Annotated in this window: 14 protein-coding genes; 1 reads left to right on the top strand and 13 read right to left on the bottom strand. The window is 63.9% G+C overall.

Annotated elements, in window-relative coordinates; translation table 11 throughout:
- Nucleotides 1-61: 61 nt before the first annotated feature.
- Nucleotides 62-1,576, top strand: coding sequence for a hypothetical protein (locus tag JFU04_RS18860; RefSeq protein WP_201145324.1), 1,515 nt, complete (start codon nt 62-64; stop codon nt 1,574-1,576).
- Nucleotides 1,577-1,635: 59 nt separating this feature from the next.
- Here the strand turns inward: JFU04_RS18860 and JFU04_RS18855 are convergent, their stop codons facing one another.
- From JFU04_RS18855 to JFU04_RS18795, 13 genes are all read right to left on the bottom strand, one after another.
- Nucleotides 1,636-2,733 (bottom strand): SMP-30/gluconolactonase/LRE family protein, encoded by a 1,098-nt coding sequence (locus JFU04_RS18855; protein ID WP_201145322.1) that lies wholly within the window; start codon nt 2,731-2,733, stop codon nt 1,636-1,638.
- Nucleotides 2,730-3,407: a sterol desaturase family protein gene (locus JFU04_RS18850; protein ID WP_201145320.1), complete on the bottom strand. Its 678-nt coding sequence runs from the start codon at nt 3,405-3,407 to the stop codon at nt 2,730-2,732. Before JFU04_RS18850 ends, JFU04_RS18855 begins: the two co-directional genes overlap by 4 nt.
- Nucleotides 3,408-3,489: 82 nt before the next feature.
- On the bottom strand, nt 3,490-4,353 hold the full coding sequence (locus tag JFU04_RS18845) for a LysR family transcriptional regulator (protein WP_065904037.1): 864 nt from the start codon (nt 4,351-4,353) through the stop codon (nt 3,490-3,492).
- Between the two features lie 971 nt (nt 4,354-5,324).
- A complete protein-coding gene (locus tag JFU04_RS18840; protein WP_201145318.1) occupies nt 5,325-6,722 on the bottom strand; it encodes an amidase in 1,398 nt (465 codons plus the stop codon).
- The gene (locus JFU04_RS18835; protein ID WP_201145316.1) at nt 6,719-7,987 is read right to left on the bottom strand and encodes a Zn-dependent hydrolase; all 1,269 of its coding nucleotides are present in this window, start codon (nt 7,985-7,987) and stop codon (nt 6,719-6,721) included. Before JFU04_RS18835 ends, JFU04_RS18840 begins: the two co-directional genes overlap by 4 nt.
- Nucleotides 7,988-8,000: 13 nt before the next feature.
- Entirely contained in the window at nt 8,001-8,696 is a 696-nt protein-coding gene (locus tag JFU04_RS18830) for an ABC transporter ATP-binding protein (protein ID WP_106803310.1), read from the bottom strand.
- Nucleotides 8,696-9,445 carry an ABC transporter ATP-binding protein gene (locus JFU04_RS18825; RefSeq protein WP_015884778.1) on the bottom strand — a complete coding sequence of 250 codons (750 nt, stop codon included), beginning with the start codon at nt 9,443-9,445 and terminating at the stop codon, nt 8,696-8,698. The genes JFU04_RS18830 and JFU04_RS18825 overlap by 1 nt, the downstream gene beginning before the upstream one ends.
- Nucleotides 9,442-10,452, bottom strand: a complete 1,011-nt coding sequence (locus JFU04_RS18820; RefSeq protein ID WP_065904023.1) for a branched-chain amino acid ABC transporter permease — start codon at nt 10,450-10,452, stop codon at nt 9,442-9,444. Before JFU04_RS18820 ends, JFU04_RS18825 begins: the two co-directional genes overlap by 4 nt.
- A gap of 1 nt (nt 10,453) precedes the next feature.
- Nucleotides 10,454-11,314 (bottom strand): branched-chain amino acid ABC transporter permease, encoded by an 861-nt coding sequence (locus JFU04_RS18815; protein ID WP_015884776.1) that lies wholly within the window; start codon nt 11,312-11,314, stop codon nt 10,454-10,456.
- Between the two features lie 61 nt (nt 11,315-11,375).
- The gene (locus JFU04_RS18810) at nt 11,376-12,578 is read right to left on the bottom strand and encodes an ABC transporter substrate-binding protein (RefSeq protein ID WP_065904020.1); all 1,203 of its coding nucleotides are present in this window, start codon (nt 12,576-12,578) and stop codon (nt 11,376-11,378) included.
- A 210-nt stretch (nt 12,579-12,788) separates the two neighbouring features.
- Nucleotides 12,789-13,556, bottom strand: a complete 768-nt coding sequence (locus JFU04_RS18805; RefSeq protein ID WP_065904017.1) for a FadR/GntR family transcriptional regulator — start codon at nt 13,554-13,556, stop codon at nt 12,789-12,791.
- Between the two features lie 107 nt (nt 13,557-13,663).
- On the bottom strand, nt 13,664-14,413 hold the full coding sequence (locus tag JFU04_RS18800) for an alpha/beta fold hydrolase (protein ID WP_201145314.1): 750 nt from the start codon (nt 14,411-14,413) through the stop codon (nt 13,664-13,666).
- A 103-nt stretch (nt 14,414-14,516) separates the two neighbouring features.
- Nucleotides 14,517-15,881 carry an efflux transporter outer membrane subunit gene (locus JFU04_RS18795; protein WP_120450779.1) on the bottom strand — a complete coding sequence of 455 codons (1,365 nt, stop codon included), beginning with the start codon at nt 15,879-15,881 and terminating at the stop codon, nt 14,517-14,519.
- Between the last annotated feature and the right edge of the window lie 4 nt (nt 15,882-15,885).

Here is a 15,885-nt window from a genome sequence, read left to right as displayed (position 1 = left end):
TTCCATCCCAGGTGACCGGATGTCACCTGACCTTCAGTTTTTAACTATGGATGGATAAAAAATGAAATCGAAAAAAGCTCTCATGCTGGGCGCGGCCATGGCGGCCACCTGCTTTGTCTCGGCCTTTGCCCTCGCTGAACAATACCCTCACCTGGCTGCGCAAGCGGCTTCTCCCACGGTCAAGCACAGCTTGAAAAGCGCTGTGAAGATCAACGCCAACAAGGCGACGGCTGCCCTCAAGCAGCAACTGCTGGCGGGGGCCCAGCAGAAGAAACCATTGTTTGCCGCCAAGGCGAAAGCCGATTCGGTGGTCGAAGACAACACCGCGCCGGCCAGGGTGACCAAGGTACAAAAAGCCACGGCCCAGTCGGCACCCGCCGTACAGGCCGCGCTGGTCCAGGGTTGTGAACAGACGCTGGATATCAACTCTCTCTACACGATCAATGGCGTACAAACCGGCGACCTGCTGTGCTACCACTTCAACCTGCCGCAGAAAGCGCGGATCAACGTTCTGCTGGTCAACCAGACCGCAGGCACCGATATGTCGTTGTCGCTGTTCCAGGACGATGGCCAGGGCAATCCGCTGCCCCTGGGCACTTCCAATAACCCCGGCACCGGCGATGAAAGCCTTGGCGGCGTGGTGCCGGCCGGTGACTACTACTGGTTCATGGAGGCCAACGCGGCGGTCCAGGGGTCGAGCTTTCAGTTCGGGGTTGCGGTCGATACCAACCTCGACGCCTATGAGCCCAATGACACCCCGGACACAGCCTTCCAACTGCCGGACACTCTGAACTACATCAACGGCAATGCCGACAGCCTGGATGACGTCGATTACTTCGATTTCACCGCCGTCCGTGGGCAAAGTGTCGGTATTGCGCTGACGGCCGATGCGGCCAGTGGCAGCACGCGTAACAAGTGGATCCTCGAGCGTTTCGATGGCGGCCAGTGGGTCACCGTGGGTGCCAACGTCGTGTCGACCTCGATCCCCAGCCCGGGCGTCGGTGGCGTAGTCAAGGTGCGTGTGCGGCCGAACCAGCACCCCAATGAGCCGTGGAGCGCGACGGGCAAGTACAACCTGTCGTTTGGTTCCAACCCGCGGGTCAACAGCCCGGATGTGAAGGGCGAGGCGAACGTGTTGCGCATCCCGTATTCGGCTTCCAACGTGGGCTATGGCTACATGACCACCCAAGCCTATCGGGACCTGACCTGGACCATGGGCCTGTCGGACAGCACCGGTGCACCGCTGGTGGGCCTGCACCCGATCGTCTATCTCGACCAGCGGATCGACCCGGCCAACGGCGACATCGTCTACAAGGCGTATTCGGCAGCGACCGACAGCTCGGGGCAAGCCTCTGGCACGATCAATGTGGGCGCGTGCAGCGGCGGTGATTTCCAGACCACCTTTGTCGATTACTCCCAGGGCTACAACAACACCTGGCGTACCGACTTCAACTACGGCGTGTGGCGCATGGAAGTGCTGGAATACCCGGGCATCGGTGTCGGTGGCGAGAATACCCAGTTCGTCAGTTTTGGCCACCTGTGCAAGCAGACCCTGCTGAGCAGCACCAAGAGCTGACATGATTGACCCGTAGTACCCAGGGCATACAGGCCAGGCGCCTGTATGCCCTTTTTGCGTTATGGCGCCAACGCCAGCTTCAACGGCAGGCGCGCCATGCTCGTGCTCTTCAGCGAACCCAGGTACAGCCACTCGCCATACTCCCGGGCGGTGGTGATCGGCGAGTAATTGCCGGTGCTGCCATCCTGCAGGTTGGCGATGACGTTACCGTCGGTGTCCAGCCCCAGCACGAAGGCTTTGCGCTCGATCGGCTTGGGCACCACCATCAGCGCCCGCACCATGACTTTGCGCAGCAGTGGGTAGCCGGCAAAACTGTCCAGCAGTGGATTGCGCGGCGAGTAAAGTGCCACCCAGAAGCGGTCCTGGCCGTTGAAGCTGAGGTTGTCCGGCAGACCGGGCAGGTTGTCGATAAACAGGTCGTGCTGCCCAGCGCGCTCGCCCTTGAGCCAATAGCGGCTGATGCGATAGGCACCGGTTTCATTTACCAGTACATAGTTTTCCTCCGGCCCCAGGGCCACGCCGTTGGCGAATTGCAACTGGTCGAGCAATACCTCGGTGTTGCCGTTGCTGAAGTCATAGCGCAGCAGCCGGCCGTCGCCGCCGTGCTCGATCACTGCCTCGCCGTCCTGGCCATAACCCCAGCGGCTTGAAGCATCGCTGAAGTAGGCATAACGCCCGCTGGCATCCACCGTGACGTCATCGGTAAAGCCAAAGGGCACGCCATTGGCGGCGGTGCTCAGCGACGTCAGTTGGCGATGGGCGTCGAGTGCGAGCAAGCCCTTGATCCCGTCGGCAATGATCAAGCGCCCATCCGGGTGCAGCGCCATGCCCAGCGGGCGCCCGCCGGTATTGGCCAGCACTTCCAGGCTGCGGCTGTCGGGCGAGGTACGGATGATGCGCCCGTCGTGCAGCCCGCTGATCAGCAATCCCTGGGCATCCATCAGCAACGCCTCGGGCCCGTCGATGCCCTGGGCACCGATTTTCTGCACGCCCTTGAGGCGTTGGTTTTCCGCGTAGGCGCCGTCCTGCAGGGAGGGCGCCTTGGGCGGTGTCCAGTTCACCGGTTGCACCTTGGTGGGCATCAGCAGCAGAAACGCGATCACCACCAGCAGCAACACAAACAGCAGATGACGCAGTTTTCTGGGACGGGTACTCATGACGATTCCTGGTTGTCGTGGGCGCCGGGCTCCCAGTACAGGGTGCCGAACAGGTAATCCATCAGCGGCATGACGATATTGAAGTTGCGCCCCTGCATCAGCTCGCGGCGGTGATGCAGCGCGTGCAGGCGGTGCATCTGGCGAATCCACGGCAGGCGCACCAGCGGGTGCTCGACAGGCAAGTGCTCGCAGGCGTGGAACACTTCGTACAGCAAGTAGCCGAGAATCATGCAGCCGGCAAACAGCCCGGCGACGTTGGGACTCAGTTGCTTGAGCAGCCACCAGGCGGGCAGCGTGATTGCCAGGCTGTGCAGCACGATCAGCCAGGCCGGGAACAGGATCACGCGCCAGTCCCTGGGGCTGTCGTAGGTCATGTGCCCGGGGGTGAAGAAACTGTGGTGATCGCCGGTGTGGCGGGCGTAGAACAAGCGGGCGAGGGCGTGTTTGTGGTGGCCGAGGTGACGGTGCACGAGGTAGATGCACAGGTTGAAAAACACCAGGGTCAGGGGAACGCTCAGCCACTGGAGCGCGGTGATGTTTTCCGTGGAGGACCAGGCCAGGGTGATGCACAACGCCCCATAACCGAGGACGAAGCTGGCGTGCAGCCAGGGGTTGTAGAGGGGGCTGACGGCCGCGCGGTAACGTGCGCGGAAGGTCTCGGTGGGATGGGGCATGGCGGGCAGCTCAGGGTTTTTTTATTGGAAACTGAGCTTAGTTGGTGCGCGCAATTGTGCGAGTTTTTGCCCCGTGCGCGGGTTAAATCAAGGGGTCCCAGCGTTGCGACCAGTCACTCTCGGCCTTGACCACGTCACGCAGCAACGCCAGGGCCTGTTGCAGCACTGCCGAGTCGCGCGCCCGCGAATACACCACGAAGGTCGGGAAGTTGAATTCCGGGGCCTTGGGCACGCGCTGCATCACGCCGCTGTCCAGGTAGCTTTGCACCACCCGCGTGCGGAAGTAGCCGGCGCCGCCATTCTCCAGGATGTACTGCAACGCCAGCGGCCCGAGGTTGAAACTCAGCGCGGCACGGGCCCGGTCGGGCAGGGCGGCGTCATGCTGCTGGCGAAAGCCCGGGCCCCAGTCGATGTACACGTACGGGTCCGGCTTGCTCACCAACTGCACCAGGATGAGTTTTTCTTCCAGCACCTGCTCGACCTGCAGCCCAGGCCAATATTGGGGTTGGAACACCAGCGCGGCATCGAGCACACCGAGTTCGAGTTGGCGCAGCAGGTATTCGCCCTCACGCACTTCGGTGCGCAGCGCGTGCCCAGGGATCTGTTCGCGCAGGGCCTGGGCCCAACCGAGCATCAGTGGGTTACACAGGCTCACCTCACCGCCGATATGCAGCACGTTGCGATAGCCATCGGGCAACGGCAGGTCACGCCGCGCGGCTTCCCAGGTTTGCAGCAGCTGGTTGGCGTACACCACAAAGGCCTCGCCGTCGGCGGTCAGACGCGCACCGGCGCGGTTGCGGATAAACAGCGTGCTGCCCAACTGGCTTTCCAGGCTCTTGACCCGCGCGGTGATGGCGGTCTGGGTAACGTGCAGCTTCTCGGCCGCGGCGGCGAGACTGCCGCAGCGGGTGATTTCGAGGAAAGTGCGTGCCAGTTCGATGTCCATGAAACCCCCGGGAATGAATGGGCACAGTGTAATGGAATGCGATCAAGACCGGGGCCGGTGCCCACTACAGCTTCCACAGGGGATTGGCGGTGTCGGCCTGATTTCAATCCCCTGTGGCATCGCAGTAGCCGGCGCGACGAAGCCCAAGTGTGGGAGTTGTCGAGCCTTGGCGAGGCTGCGAAGGCGGCGGTATTGCTGGCATTTTCTGCGCCAGAGACACCGCTTTCGCAGCCTCGCTAAAGCTCGACAACTCCCACAGGGAATTGGCGGTGTCGGCCTGATTTCAACCCCTTGTGTGATCGCCATGTAAGACGCGACGCAGCTCAAGTGTGGGAGTTGTCGAGGCTTGGCGAGGCTGCGAAGGCGGCGGTATTGCTGGCATTTTCTGCGCCTGAGACACCGCTTTCGCAGCCTCGCTAAAGCTCGACAACTCCCACAGGGGATTTGCGGAGTCGCGCTTATTTCAATTCCCTGTGGCATCGCAGTAGTTGGCGCGACGCAGCCCAAGTGTGGGAGTTGTCGAGCCTTGGCGAGGCTGCGAAGGTGGAGGTATTGCTGGCATTTTCTGCGCCTGAGACACCGCTTTCGCAGCCTGCTGGGGCTCGACAACTCCCACAGGGGATTTGCGGAGTCGCGCTTATTTCAATTCCCTGTGGCATCGCAGTAGTCGGCGCGACGAAGCTCAAGTGTGGGAGTTGTCGAGCCCCAGCGAGGCTACGAAGGCGGCGGTATTGCTGGCGTTTTCTGCGCCTGGCACACCGCTTTCGCAGCCTCGCTAAAGCTCGACAACTCCCACAGGGGGTTGGCGGTGTCGGCCTTATTTCAATCCCCTGTGGCATCGCAGTAGCCGGCGCGACGCAGCTCAAGTGTGGGAGCTGCCGAGCCTTGGCGAGGCTACGAAGGCGGCGGCATGGGCGATAGGGGGGTTGGCTGACCTGCCACCTCCGAAAGCCCCCCCAGTTGAGTCCACTTCAGGTCTGCGGCGCTTGCAAGTGCGGTGTGGGGAACGCTTTGGCGTACACCTGGCAGACCTTCAGTACCTGTTCATCGGCAAACCGCGCGCCCACCACATGCAACCCTACCGGCAGACCATTCGCCGCCAGCCCGCATGGCACCGATGCCGCCGGTTGCTGGGTCAGGTTGAACGGGTAGGTAAACGGCGTCCACTCCATCCATGCCTGCATCCCGGAAGCCGGCGGCACGTTGTGCCCGGCGTCGAACGCGGTGATCGGCAGCATCGGCGACACCAGTATGTCGTAATGCTCATGGAACGCGGCCATCTTCGCCACCAGCGCCGCGCGGGCTTCGAGGGCGTCGTTGAAGTCGCCAAGGGTTAGCTGTTCACCGCGTTGTGCGATGCGCAACAGACCGGGGTCCAGCAGCTGTTTTTGCGCATCACTCATGGCGCCGGTCAGGCGCGCGGCACCGGCGGCCCACAGGGTATTGAACACTTCCAGTGGGTCGCTGAAGCCTGGATCGATCTGCTCGACATGGGCGCCCAATTGCACCAATCCCTCGACTGCCTGGGCCACGACCCTCGCAACCTGCGGATCGACCTTCACATAGCCGAACGTCGGGCTATAGGCCACGCGCAACCCTTTGAGGTCCGCAGCGCCCGTCAACCAGGGCGTCGTCCGCGGCGCGCCGATCAGGCCGTCCCGCGCGTCCGGCTGGGCGATGGTCTGCAGCATCAACACGCTGTCTTCCACGGTGCGGGTCATCGGCCCCAGGTGCGACAGAATCGTCATGGAACTGGCCGGCCACTGCGGCACATAACCGAACGTCGGCTTGATCCCGAAAGTGCCGGTAAACGCGCACGGAATCCGGATCGAGCCGCCGGCATCGCTGCCCTGGTGCAATACGCCGAGGTTCAACGCCGCTGCTGCACCGGCGCCGCCGGACGAACCGCCCGCCGTGGTGCGTGTGTCCCACGGGTTGCGCGTGATGCCGTACAGCGGGTTGTCGGTCACGCCTTTCCAGCCGAACTCCGGGGTGGTGGTCTTGCCCAGCAGCACGGCGCCGGCCTTGCGCATCAAGGCGGAGAACGGCGCGTCGACGTCCCACGGCCCTTCGGCGGATGAGGTGCGCGAGCCCTTGCGGGTGGGCATGCCGATTGTCAGCGTGAGGTCCTTGATCGACGCCGGTACACCGTCCAGCGCGCCGCAGGGCTGGCCCCTGAACCAACGCTGTTCCGAGGCTCGCGCAGCCTGCAGCGCGCCTTCGGGGTCGACGTGGCAGTAGGCGTTCACCACCGGGTTGTAGCGTTCGATACGCAGCAGGGCGTCCTCGGTGACGTCCACTGGTGACAAGGTCTTGTCGCGAAAATGCTGCAGCAGTTGCACCGCCGTCAGTTGGCCCATCTCACTCATGCCCGGTCCCCCTGCGCCGCATTGACCATGGCGCGCAACAGCACCGCGCAGCCTGCCGCGAGGTCATCCGGCGCGGCGTTTTCGATTTCGTTGTGGCTGATGCCGCCTTCGCACGGCACGAAAATCATCCCGGCCGGGCCGAGTTCGGCGACGAAAATCGCGTCATGCCCGGCACCGCTGACGATGTCTATGTGGCTCAAACCCAGCGCGCCTGCCGCGTCGCGCACGGCGTTGACGCACGCCGGGGCGAAGTCCAGGGGCGGGAAGTCGGCGGTCGGCGTCAGCTCGAACGTCAACCCATGCCGGGCCGCGCTGGCTTCGATCACGCTGCGCACTTCATCGACCATCGCTTGCAGCTTGTCCGCATGCAGGTGGCGCAAGTCGAGGGTCATGTGCACCTGGCCGGGAATCACATTGCGCGAGCCGGGGTGCAGGCTCAGGCAGCCGACGGTGCCACAGGCGTGAGGTTGCTGCTGGTGAGCGATGCGGTTGACCGCGCTGACCACCTCGGCGGCGCCGACCAGGGCGTCCTTGCGCAGGTGCATCGGCGTCGGGCCGGCGTGGGCTTCGACGCCGGTGAGGGTCAGGTCGAACCACTTCTGGCCCAGGCAACCCATCACCACGCCAATCGTGGTGGCCTGGTCTTCCAGCACCGGGCCCTGCTCGATATGCGCCTCGAAATACGCCCCCACGGGATGGCCGAGCACCGCACGGGAACCGGCATAGCCGATGCGCTGCAGCTCGGCGCCCACCGACAGGCCCTGGTCGTCGAGCTTGTCGAGCGTGTCCTGCAGGTCGAATTTCCCGGCAAACACCCCGGAGCCCATCATGCAGGGCGGAAAGCGCGAGCCTTCCTCGTTGGTCCAGACCACCACCTCGATCGGCGCCTGGGTTTCGATGTTGAGATCATTGAGGGTACGGATCACTTCCAGCCCGGCCATCACACCGTAGCAGCCGTCGAACTTGCCACCGGTAGGCTGGGTGTCGATATGGCTGCCAGTCATCACCGGCGCCAGGGCCGGGTTGCGCCCAGGGCGACGCGCAAAAATATTGCCGATGGCGTCGACACTCACGCTGCACCCGGCGGCCTCGCACCACTGCACAAACAAGTCGCGGGCCTGGCGATCGAGGTCGGTGAGGGCCAGGCGGCACACGCCGCCCTTGACCGTAGCGCCGAGTTGGGCGAGGTCCATCAGCGATTGCCACAGGCGGTCGCGATTGATCAGTGGGGCATTGCTCTGGAGCGGTTGCGCAAAGCTATTCATCAGTGTTCTCCGGTCAGGCGCTCAGGGCCAGGTAGCGGTTCTTGATGGTCGGGTCGGCGCGGAAGGCGGCGGCGCTGCCCTCGTAGACCACGCGGCCCTGTTCGAGCACGTAATGGCGGTCGGCGAGCTTGTCGCAGACCATCAGGTTCTGTTCCACCAGCAGCACGGGGAGGCCGTCGTCCTTGACCTTGCGCAGGATCTTCACCAGCTCGTCGACGATCACCGGGGCGAGGCCTTCGGTGGGTTCGTCGAGGATCAGCAGCTTGGGATCGTTGAGCAGGGCGCGGGCGATGGCGAGCATCTGCTGCTCGCCGCCGGACAGCGCGTGGCCGGCGTTTTTGCGCCGCTCCTTGAGGCGCGGGAACATGCCGTAGACGTCTTCCAGCTGCCAGCGGCTGGTCTTGCGCGCGGCGATGCGCAGGTTTTCCTCGACGGTGAGCAGGCGGAAAATCCCGCGGTTCTCCGGCACCAGTGCCAAGCCCTGGCGCGCGATTTCAAAGATCTTCTGGCCCACCAGTGCCTGGCCGTTGAAGTGAATCTGGCCCTGGCGTGGGCAGATGATCCCGAGAATGCTGCGCAGCGTGGTGGTCTTGCCGGCGCCGTTGCGCCCCAGCAGCGTCACCAGCTCGCCGGGGTTGACGGTCAGCGACACGCCTTCGAGCACGTGGCTCTTGTCGTAGTAGGAATGGATATTGTCGACGATCAGCATCAGGCAGCCTCCCCAAGATAAGCCGTGCGCACACGTTCATCGGCCCGCACGAATTCCGGCGTGCCTTCCACCAGGATCTGCCCGTGGCTCATCACCGTGATGCGTTGGCTGATCGACATGACAATGCTCATGTTGTGTTCGATCAGCAGCACCGTGTGGTCGCGGCCGAGGTCGCTGATCAGCTGGGTCATGATCGGAATGTCATCGATGCCCATGCCCGAGGTGGGCTCGTCGAGCATCAACAGTTTCGGTTTCGAGCAGATCGACATGCCCACCTCCAGCACGCGTTGCTGGCCATGGGAAAGCTCGCCGGCCAAGGTGTCGGCACGCGCGCTGAGCTGCAGGCGCTCGAGCACCTGGTCGGCCATCTCCAGGTGTTCGCGCTTGCTGTCGACCCGGCGCCAGAAGTTCAGCGCGCGGGCACCGTCGCGACCCTGTGCAGCCAGGCGCAGGTTCTCGCGCACGCTGAGGTTCTGGAACAGGCTGGTGAGCTGGAACGAGCGCGCCATGCCCAGGCCGACGCGGCCGTGGGCGGGCTTGCGCATCAGGTTCTTGCCGTCGAAGTGGATCGCCCCGGCAGTGGCCTGGCGCTCACCGGTCAGGCAATGAAACAGGCTGGTCTTGCCCGCGCCATTGGGGCCGATGATGGTGTGGATGGTGCCGGCTTCGACCTTGAGGTTCACGCCATTCACCGCATGGAACGCGCCGTAGGCCAGTTCCAGGTCTTTGGTTTCCAGCAGGATGCTCATAGCACTTCCTCCTTGGTGATGACAGCGGCCTTGCGCGGGCCTCGCACCTTCTCGAACAGCGACGCCAGGCCTCCCCACAACCCGCCGCGCATGAAGATCACCACCAGGATCAGGATCACCCCCAGCAGCATCAGCCAGCGCGGCCACAGGTCGGAGAGAAAATCCCCCAGCAGTACGATGGAACCGGCCCCCAGCAATGAGCCGAACAGCGAGCCGGTGCCGCCGACGATGGTCATGATCAGGATGTTCTCGGACATCGCCAGGTCGATATTCGACAGCGGCACGAAGTGCAGAAGCATCGCGTACAGCGCGCCGGCGATGCCGGTGACCGCGCCGGACAGCACGAACACCAGGATCTTGAAGTGGCGGGTGTCGTAGCCGATGGCCGAGGCGCGGGTTTCGTTTTCGCGGATCGCCATCAGCGTGCTGCCGAATGGCGAAGCGATCACCCGGCGTGCGCCGATGAAGATCAGCAGGAACAGCACCGCGACAAACCCATAGAACGCACGGGCGTCGGCCAGCGACAGCAGCACGGTGTCGCCGAGGCGGATTTCCGGGCGCGGCACGCTGAGCAGGCCGTTGTCGCCACCGGTCCAGTCGCTCAAGGTGTAGGCCACGAAGTAGGCCATCTGGCTGAACGCCAAGGTCAGCATCACGAAGTAGATGCCGGTGCGCCGGATCGCCAGGGCGCCCACCAGCAAGGCCAGGAAGCCACCGGCCACGGCAGCACCGAGCAACGCGGTGAACAGGCCCAGTTGCAGATGAATCATCAGCAGCGCCGCGCAATAGGCGCCGGCGCCGAAGAAGATGCCTTGGCCAAACGACAGCAGCCCGGTGTAGCCGAGCAACAGGTTGCAGGCGAGGGCGGCCATGGCAAAGATCAGGATCTCGGTGGCCAGGGTCGCCGAGGGCAGCACCAAGGGCAGGCCGATCAGCACCGCGAGTACCCACAGCAACATGGCTTTGGATTGGGTCTTGGCAAACGGCAGCGGATTTTTCTCGCTCATGTCAGGCTCTCCCGAACAGGCCGTAAGGGCGCACCAGAATCACCACGGCCATTGCGCCGTAGATCATCAGGCTCGCGCCTTGGGGCCAGAGTGTGGTCATCAGGCTCTGCACCACGCCCACCAGCAAACCGCCGACCAGCGCACCGCTGAACGAGCCCATGCCGCCGATCACCACGACCACGAAGGCCACGCCGAGGATCTCCGGGCCGACAAAGGGCTGCGCGCCGCGCAACGGCGCAAACAGCACGCCGGCGACACCGGCCAGCGCCACGCCGAGGGCGAAGGTCATGGAAAACAGGCGGAAGATATTCGTGCCCAGCAGCGACACGGTTTCGGTGCTTTCACTGCCGGCGCGCACCAGTGCGCCGAAGCGCGTGCGTTCCAGCAGCAGCCACAGGCCCAGGCCGACCAGCCCGGAAAACACGATGAGGAACAGTCGGTAGTAGGGGTAGACGAAGTCGCCGACCACCAGCACCCCGCGCAGCAGTTCCGGCACGGCGACGCTCTTGCCCACCGGGCCCCAGATCATCACGCTGGCTTCCTGGATGATCAGCGCGATCCCCAGGGTGACGAGGATCTGGAACATGTGTGGCAGGTGGTAAATCCGTTGGATTAACAGGCGCTCGATCACCCACGCCAACGCAGCCACCACCAGCGGCGCGATCAGCAGGGCCAGCCAGAAGTTGCCGGTGAGGCTCACGGCGGTGTAGCAGATGTAGGCGCCCAGCAGGAAGAACGCACCGTGGGCGAAGTTGACGAAGTTGAGCAGGCCGAAAATTATCGTCAGCCCGACCGCGATCAGGAAGTAGATCATCCCCAATCCCAGGCCGTTGAGTATCTGGAACAGATAAAGATTAAGCATGCAGAAACCCTCGGACAGGCGGCCGCGAACGCGGCCCTGTCGTGTTTAGCGAGTCAGCGGGTCAGGCGAGCGTGCAGCCCGTGGCGTCCACCGGCGGGAAGGACTGGCCGGCGCTGAGCACCTTGGCCAGGTCGTCCTTGTCGGCCATGTCGCCGGCGGCCTTGCCGATCAGCAGGTAGTAGTCCTTGATCACCTGGTGGTCGCCGGCGCGGATCGATTCCTTGCCGGTCGGGCCTTCGTAGCTCAGGCCTTGCATGGCCTTGGCCACGGTCGGCCCGTCGAAGCTGCCGGTGGCGATGATGGTTTCGAGCATGACCTTGGTGCTGATGTAGTCAGCGGCCAGCGGGTAGGTGGGGTTGATGCCGTACTTGGCCTGGGTCAGCTTGACCAGCTCGCGGTTGAGCGGGGTGTCGACCTGGTGCCAGTACTGCGCGCCGAGATACACGCCTTCGAGCACATCGCTGCCCAGTTCCTGGAATTGATCGAGACCGGCAGACCACACCAGCAGCACTTTCATGCGCTCCTTGATGCCGAAGTTCACCGCCTGGCGCAGGGTGTTGGACGACTGGCTGCCGAAATTCAGCAGCACCAGCACGTCGGGCTTGGTGGAGATGGCGTTGGTCAGGTAGCCGGAGAATTCCTGTTCCTGCAACGAGTGATAGCTGTTGCCCACGTGCTCCAGGCCGTGTTCCTTGAGGACATTTTTGGCGCCTTCGAGCAGGGCTTCACCGAACACGTATTGCGGGGTGATGGTGTACCAGCGCTTGGCGTCCGGCAGCAGCTTGATCAGCGGCACCATGGTTTCGCGGATCGCGCCGTAGGTCGGCACCGACCAGCGGAACGTCGCCTTGTTGCAGTCCTTGCCGGTGACTTCGTCGGCACCCACCGGGGTCATGAACACGCCGCCGACCTTGTCCACTTCCTTGGCCACGGCCAGCGCCGACGACGACAGCGTGCACCCCTGGAAGAACCGCGCGCCGTCCTGCTGGATGGCTTCCTGGACCTTGCGCACGGCCTTGCCGGCGTTGCCTTCGGTGTCGATCACCTTGTAATTCAGCGGGCGACCGAGCACTTCGGGGTGCTGTTCCACCGCCAGCCGCGAACCCATGTCGGCAAACTTGCCATAGCTGGCAAAGGCGCCGGACATGGACTTGAGGCCGTAAAAGGTAAAGGGCTCGGCGGCGAATGCCGAACGCACGCTCAGCGGAAGGCTGAGGGCGGCGGCGGCGGTGAGACTGGCTTTCAACAACGTACGACGCTGCATGGGGTGACTCCCTGGTTTAGTTATTGGCAGGAGTAGCAATGGCGATACGGTGGAGCAGGGCCTGTGGGCAGGCCTTTTTATTGAGGCGAAACGCGGTCAGAAAATGTGCGGGCGGGCTTGCTCGCGAATGCAGTGCATCAGTCTCCGGATGCTTTGCTGACCCCGCGCATTCGCGAGCAAGCCCGCTCCCACACTGGGTCTGTGGTGTTGTTAAGAGTGATCGAACTCCAGTAGAAAATGCGGGCTGACCTGGCCTTCCAGCGCGGTCATGTGGTGTTCGGCGTCGCACATGTGTTCGTGCATCAGGCTGCGCACGGCTTTTTCATCGCCGGCGCGAAACGCGCTCAGCAACTGTTTGTGATAGTCGAGGTTGGCCGCGTCGAACTGCTTGCGCTTGGGCTTGTAGGCCTTTTTCAGCACCACCAGGTCACGCAGCAGGTCATTGAGGAACTGCGCCATGAAGCTCAGCAACGGGTTGGGGCATGCCTTGGCCAGCAGGTTGTGGAACTCCAGTTCCGCCAGGCGCTGTTCACGCTGGCCGGCCTCGCTGTCTTCCGGCGCGCTGCAGAAATCCACGTTGTCCTGCAGGGCCTGGTAGTCGTCTTCACTCAGGCGCCCGAGTACCGAGACGGCCAGTTCCACTTCGATGACCTTGCGCAACTGGTAGACCTGCTCGCCATCCAGATGCTGGAAGTGCAGGTAGTTGCGCAAGGCGCGGCTGGCCGGCTCGGTGCCCGCCTGGTTGAGGTAGGCGCCGCCGCTGGGGCCGGTGCGCGTGCTCACCAGGCCCTCGACTTCCAGCGCCTTGAGCGCCTCGCGGGCCGAGCCCTTGGAGCACTGGAAGCTTTCCATCAGCTCGCGCTCGGTGGGCAGGCGATCGCCGGGCTTGAGTGCATCGGTGACGATAGAGCGCTTGACCGACTCGACAATCACATCGGACAGCTTCTGGCGTTTGCGTCGTAGCGGGCGGCTTAGCATGGGTTCGATTTATCGTATTAATGCGGATAAATAGCACTTAATAACGATTGGGTCGCAGCGTCAACGCAGGGTGTCGTTTTCGGCCGCAACAGGTCGCAAACGGCGCGCTACTCCCAAGCGCCTGAATCGAGGCAGCGCGTCGACGCCGGCGGCTGCTTGCCATAGGCAAGGAAGTCGCCCACCCATTGGTTGACGCAGCCGCTGGGGCCTGGCGTGGCGGTGTCCTTGAGGTGCAATTGTGCAACCCGGGGCGCGGCCTTTTCGCCGGGCGCGGCATTCACCAGCACCATGCGCGCGACGCGGTCGGGAAACAGCGCGCCGTAGCGGCTGCCCAAGCGCGTGGCGCCGGCGTTACCGAGGTAGTGCAGCTGCGCGTCACCGAGTTGGGCCCGCACGAATTCCATGTCGCGCACGGCCTGCTCAAGACCATTCTTGTGCTTGAGGTCGCGCGGGCTGAGTTCGATCACGTCATAGCGATTGAGCAGCGTGCGATAAGCCTGGTTGGAATAGGCACCCCAGCGGCTGGCCAGTTGCACGGCGAAGGTGCCGCTGCGGTTGCGCCGGGTGGTGTCGCCAGCCTGGGCGAACACTACGCCTTCACGGCTCAGCGGATCGCGCGCGCCGACACGGGTGACATACAGGCGCAGGTTGCCTTGGCGCGGCGCGGCGTAGTTGCGCGGGACACTGACGACGCCGCATTGGGTGCGCGCCAGCACTTCGGGGTCCAGGTGTTCGACCTGGGGGATGGGGCAGTCGAGCAGCCAGTCGATGGCGCTTTCGGTGATGAGTGGCTGGGCCAGGGCGGTGCTTGCCATCAGCCAGATACCGCCACAAGCGAGGTGTTTTGCAACAGTCATCAGGAGGTCCTGGGCAGCCGTGTGATGGCGGCTTTTTTACCAAGGACCTGGGTTGAAGAATGTAGGTCGAGAAAACAGCTCGTGTACGAAAGTGGAGTTTTGTTTAGCGGATATCAGTCTCCCAGCCGCCCCCCAGCGCTTTGTACAAGGCGATGCTGGCCTGCAGGCGCGACAGCCGCAGTTGCACGTTCAAGTCCTGGGCCGCGTACAGCGTGCGTTGGGTCTCCAGCACTGTCAGCAAGTCCTCGGCGCCTGCCTGGTAGCGACTCTCGGCGATCTGGAACGCGGTCTGCGCCTGTTGCAGCTCTTCGCTTTGCCATTCGCGCTGCTGGTCGAGGCGGGTGATGCTGCTGAGGGCTTTTTCCACATCGGCAAAGCCGTTGATGATCGCGCCTCGATAGGTTTGCAGCAGTTCATCCTGGCGGGCGCGGGCCTTGTCGCGCTCGGCGCTTAAACGGCCGTTGTTGAAGATCGGCCCGACCAGCCCGGCGGTCAGCGTGTAGTACGGGCTGCGCAGCATTTCTGCGGCTTTGTAGGCGTCCGAGCCAAGGGTCGCACCGAGAGTCACGGCCGGCAGCATGGCCGCCCGCGCCACGGTGACGTCGGCTTGTGCCGCCGCCAGCTGCGCCTCGGCCTTGGCGATGTCGGGGCGCCGACTGAGCAATTGGCTGGGCAGGCCAGCGCCGATGGTCGGCCAGCTCAGTGCCTGGAATGGTTCGGCGCCCAGGTCGAGGGCTTGCACCGGTTGGCCGAGGAGCGCCGCGAGGGTGATCCGCGACTCTTCGGCCAATTGCTCGATCAGCGGCAATTGCCGTTGTTGGCTGGCCACCAGGCTTTTCTGCTGGGCCAGTTCCAGGGCCGTGGCGGAGCCGGCGTCGTAGCGCGTCTGCACCAGGTCGAGCACGTTGCGCGCGTTCGCCAGGTTGAGCTGGGCAATCTGTTCGCGCTCAACGGCTGCCAGGGTTTGCGCGTAGCGGTCGGCCACATTGGCAAGCAAGGTCAGTTCCACCGTCGCCTGGTCAAACTCGCTGGCCCGCAGGCTGTGCAGGGCGCTGTCGCGCGCAGCCGCGCGGCCACCCCAGAAATCCACTTCATAACTGGCGGTGAGGTTGGCGCCGAAGTTGTCGACAACCTCATCGCTTTGCGACGCGTCCAGGCTCGGTCCGCCCTTGCCGCGCAGCAGTTTCTGGCGGCTGGTGTCGAGATTCAGCTTGACCTCGGGCAGCAGCGGCGCGCCGGCAATCACTGCGCTGGCCTGGGCCTGGCGGACCCTGGCCATGGCGGCGGCGACGTCGAAACTGTCACGCCGCGCCTGGTCGACCAGGCGATTGAGTTGCGGGCTGCCAAAGTGCGTCCACCAGCGCTGGTTGGTGGCCTGGGTCGCGTCGCGCTCGGCAAATTGCCAGGCGGCCGGCGGCGCAATACCGCTGTCGATGGCGCCAGGACTGCCGGTGCAGGCGCTCAACATCAGG

Origin of the sequence: Pseudomonas sp. TH21, from assembly GCF_016651025.1 — a bacterium.
GTDB lineage: Bacteria > Pseudomonadota > Gammaproteobacteria > Pseudomonadales > Pseudomonadaceae > Aquipseudomonas > Aquipseudomonas aylmerensis.
Note: the sequence above shows the minus strand (reverse complement) of the source record. Positions and strands in the feature narration are given on the sequence as shown.

Bases quoted from the DNA above. Each gene is read 5' to 3' on its own strand.
- JFU04_RS18860 (WP_201145324.1), top strand. From the start codon at position 62: ATGAAATCGAAAAAAGCTCTCATGCTGGGCGCGGCCATGGCGGCCACC.
- JFU04_RS18855 (WP_201145322.1), bottom strand. From the start codon at position 2,733: ATGAGTACCCGTCCCAGAAAACTGCGTCATCTGCTGTTTGTGTTGCTG.
- JFU04_RS18850 (WP_201145320.1), bottom strand. From the start codon at position 3,407: ATGCCCCATCCCACCGAGACCTTCCGCGCACGTTACCGCGCGGCCGTC.
- JFU04_RS18845 (WP_065904037.1), bottom strand. From the start codon at position 4,353: ATGGACATCGAACTGGCACGCACTTTCCTCGAAATCACCCGCTGCGGC.
- JFU04_RS18840 (WP_201145318.1), bottom strand. From the start codon at position 6,722: ATGAGTGAGATGGGCCAACTGACGGCGGTGCAACTGCTGCAGCATTTT.
- JFU04_RS18835 (WP_201145316.1), bottom strand. From the start codon at position 7,987: ATGAATAGCTTTGCGCAACCGCTCCAGAGCAATGCCCCACTGATCAAT.
- JFU04_RS18830 (WP_106803310.1), bottom strand. From the start codon at position 8,696: ATGCTGATCGTCGACAATATCCATTCCTACTACGACAAGAGCCACGTG.
- JFU04_RS18825 (WP_015884778.1), bottom strand. From the start codon at position 9,445: ATGAGCATCCTGCTGGAAACCAAAGACCTGGAACTGGCCTACGGCGCG.
- JFU04_RS18820 (WP_065904023.1), bottom strand. From the start codon at position 10,452: ATGAGCGAGAAAAATCCGCTGCCGTTTGCCAAGACCCAATCCAAAGCC.
- JFU04_RS18815 (WP_015884776.1), bottom strand. From the start codon at position 11,314: ATGCTTAATCTTTATCTGTTCCAGATACTCAACGGCCTGGGATTGGGG.
- JFU04_RS18810 (WP_065904020.1), bottom strand. From the start codon at position 12,578: ATGCAGCGTCGTACGTTGTTGAAAGCCAGTCTCACCGCCGCCGCCGCC.
- JFU04_RS18805 (WP_065904017.1), bottom strand. From the start codon at position 13,556: ATGCTAAGCCGCCCGCTACGACGCAAACGCCAGAAGCTGTCCGATGTG.
- JFU04_RS18800 (WP_201145314.1), bottom strand. From the start codon at position 14,413: ATGACTGTTGCAAAACACCTCGCTTGTGGCGGTATCTGGCTGATGGCA.
- JFU04_RS18795 (WP_120450779.1), bottom strand. From the start codon at position 15,881: ATGTTGAGCGCCTGCACCGGCAGTCCTGGCGCCATCGACAGCGGTATT.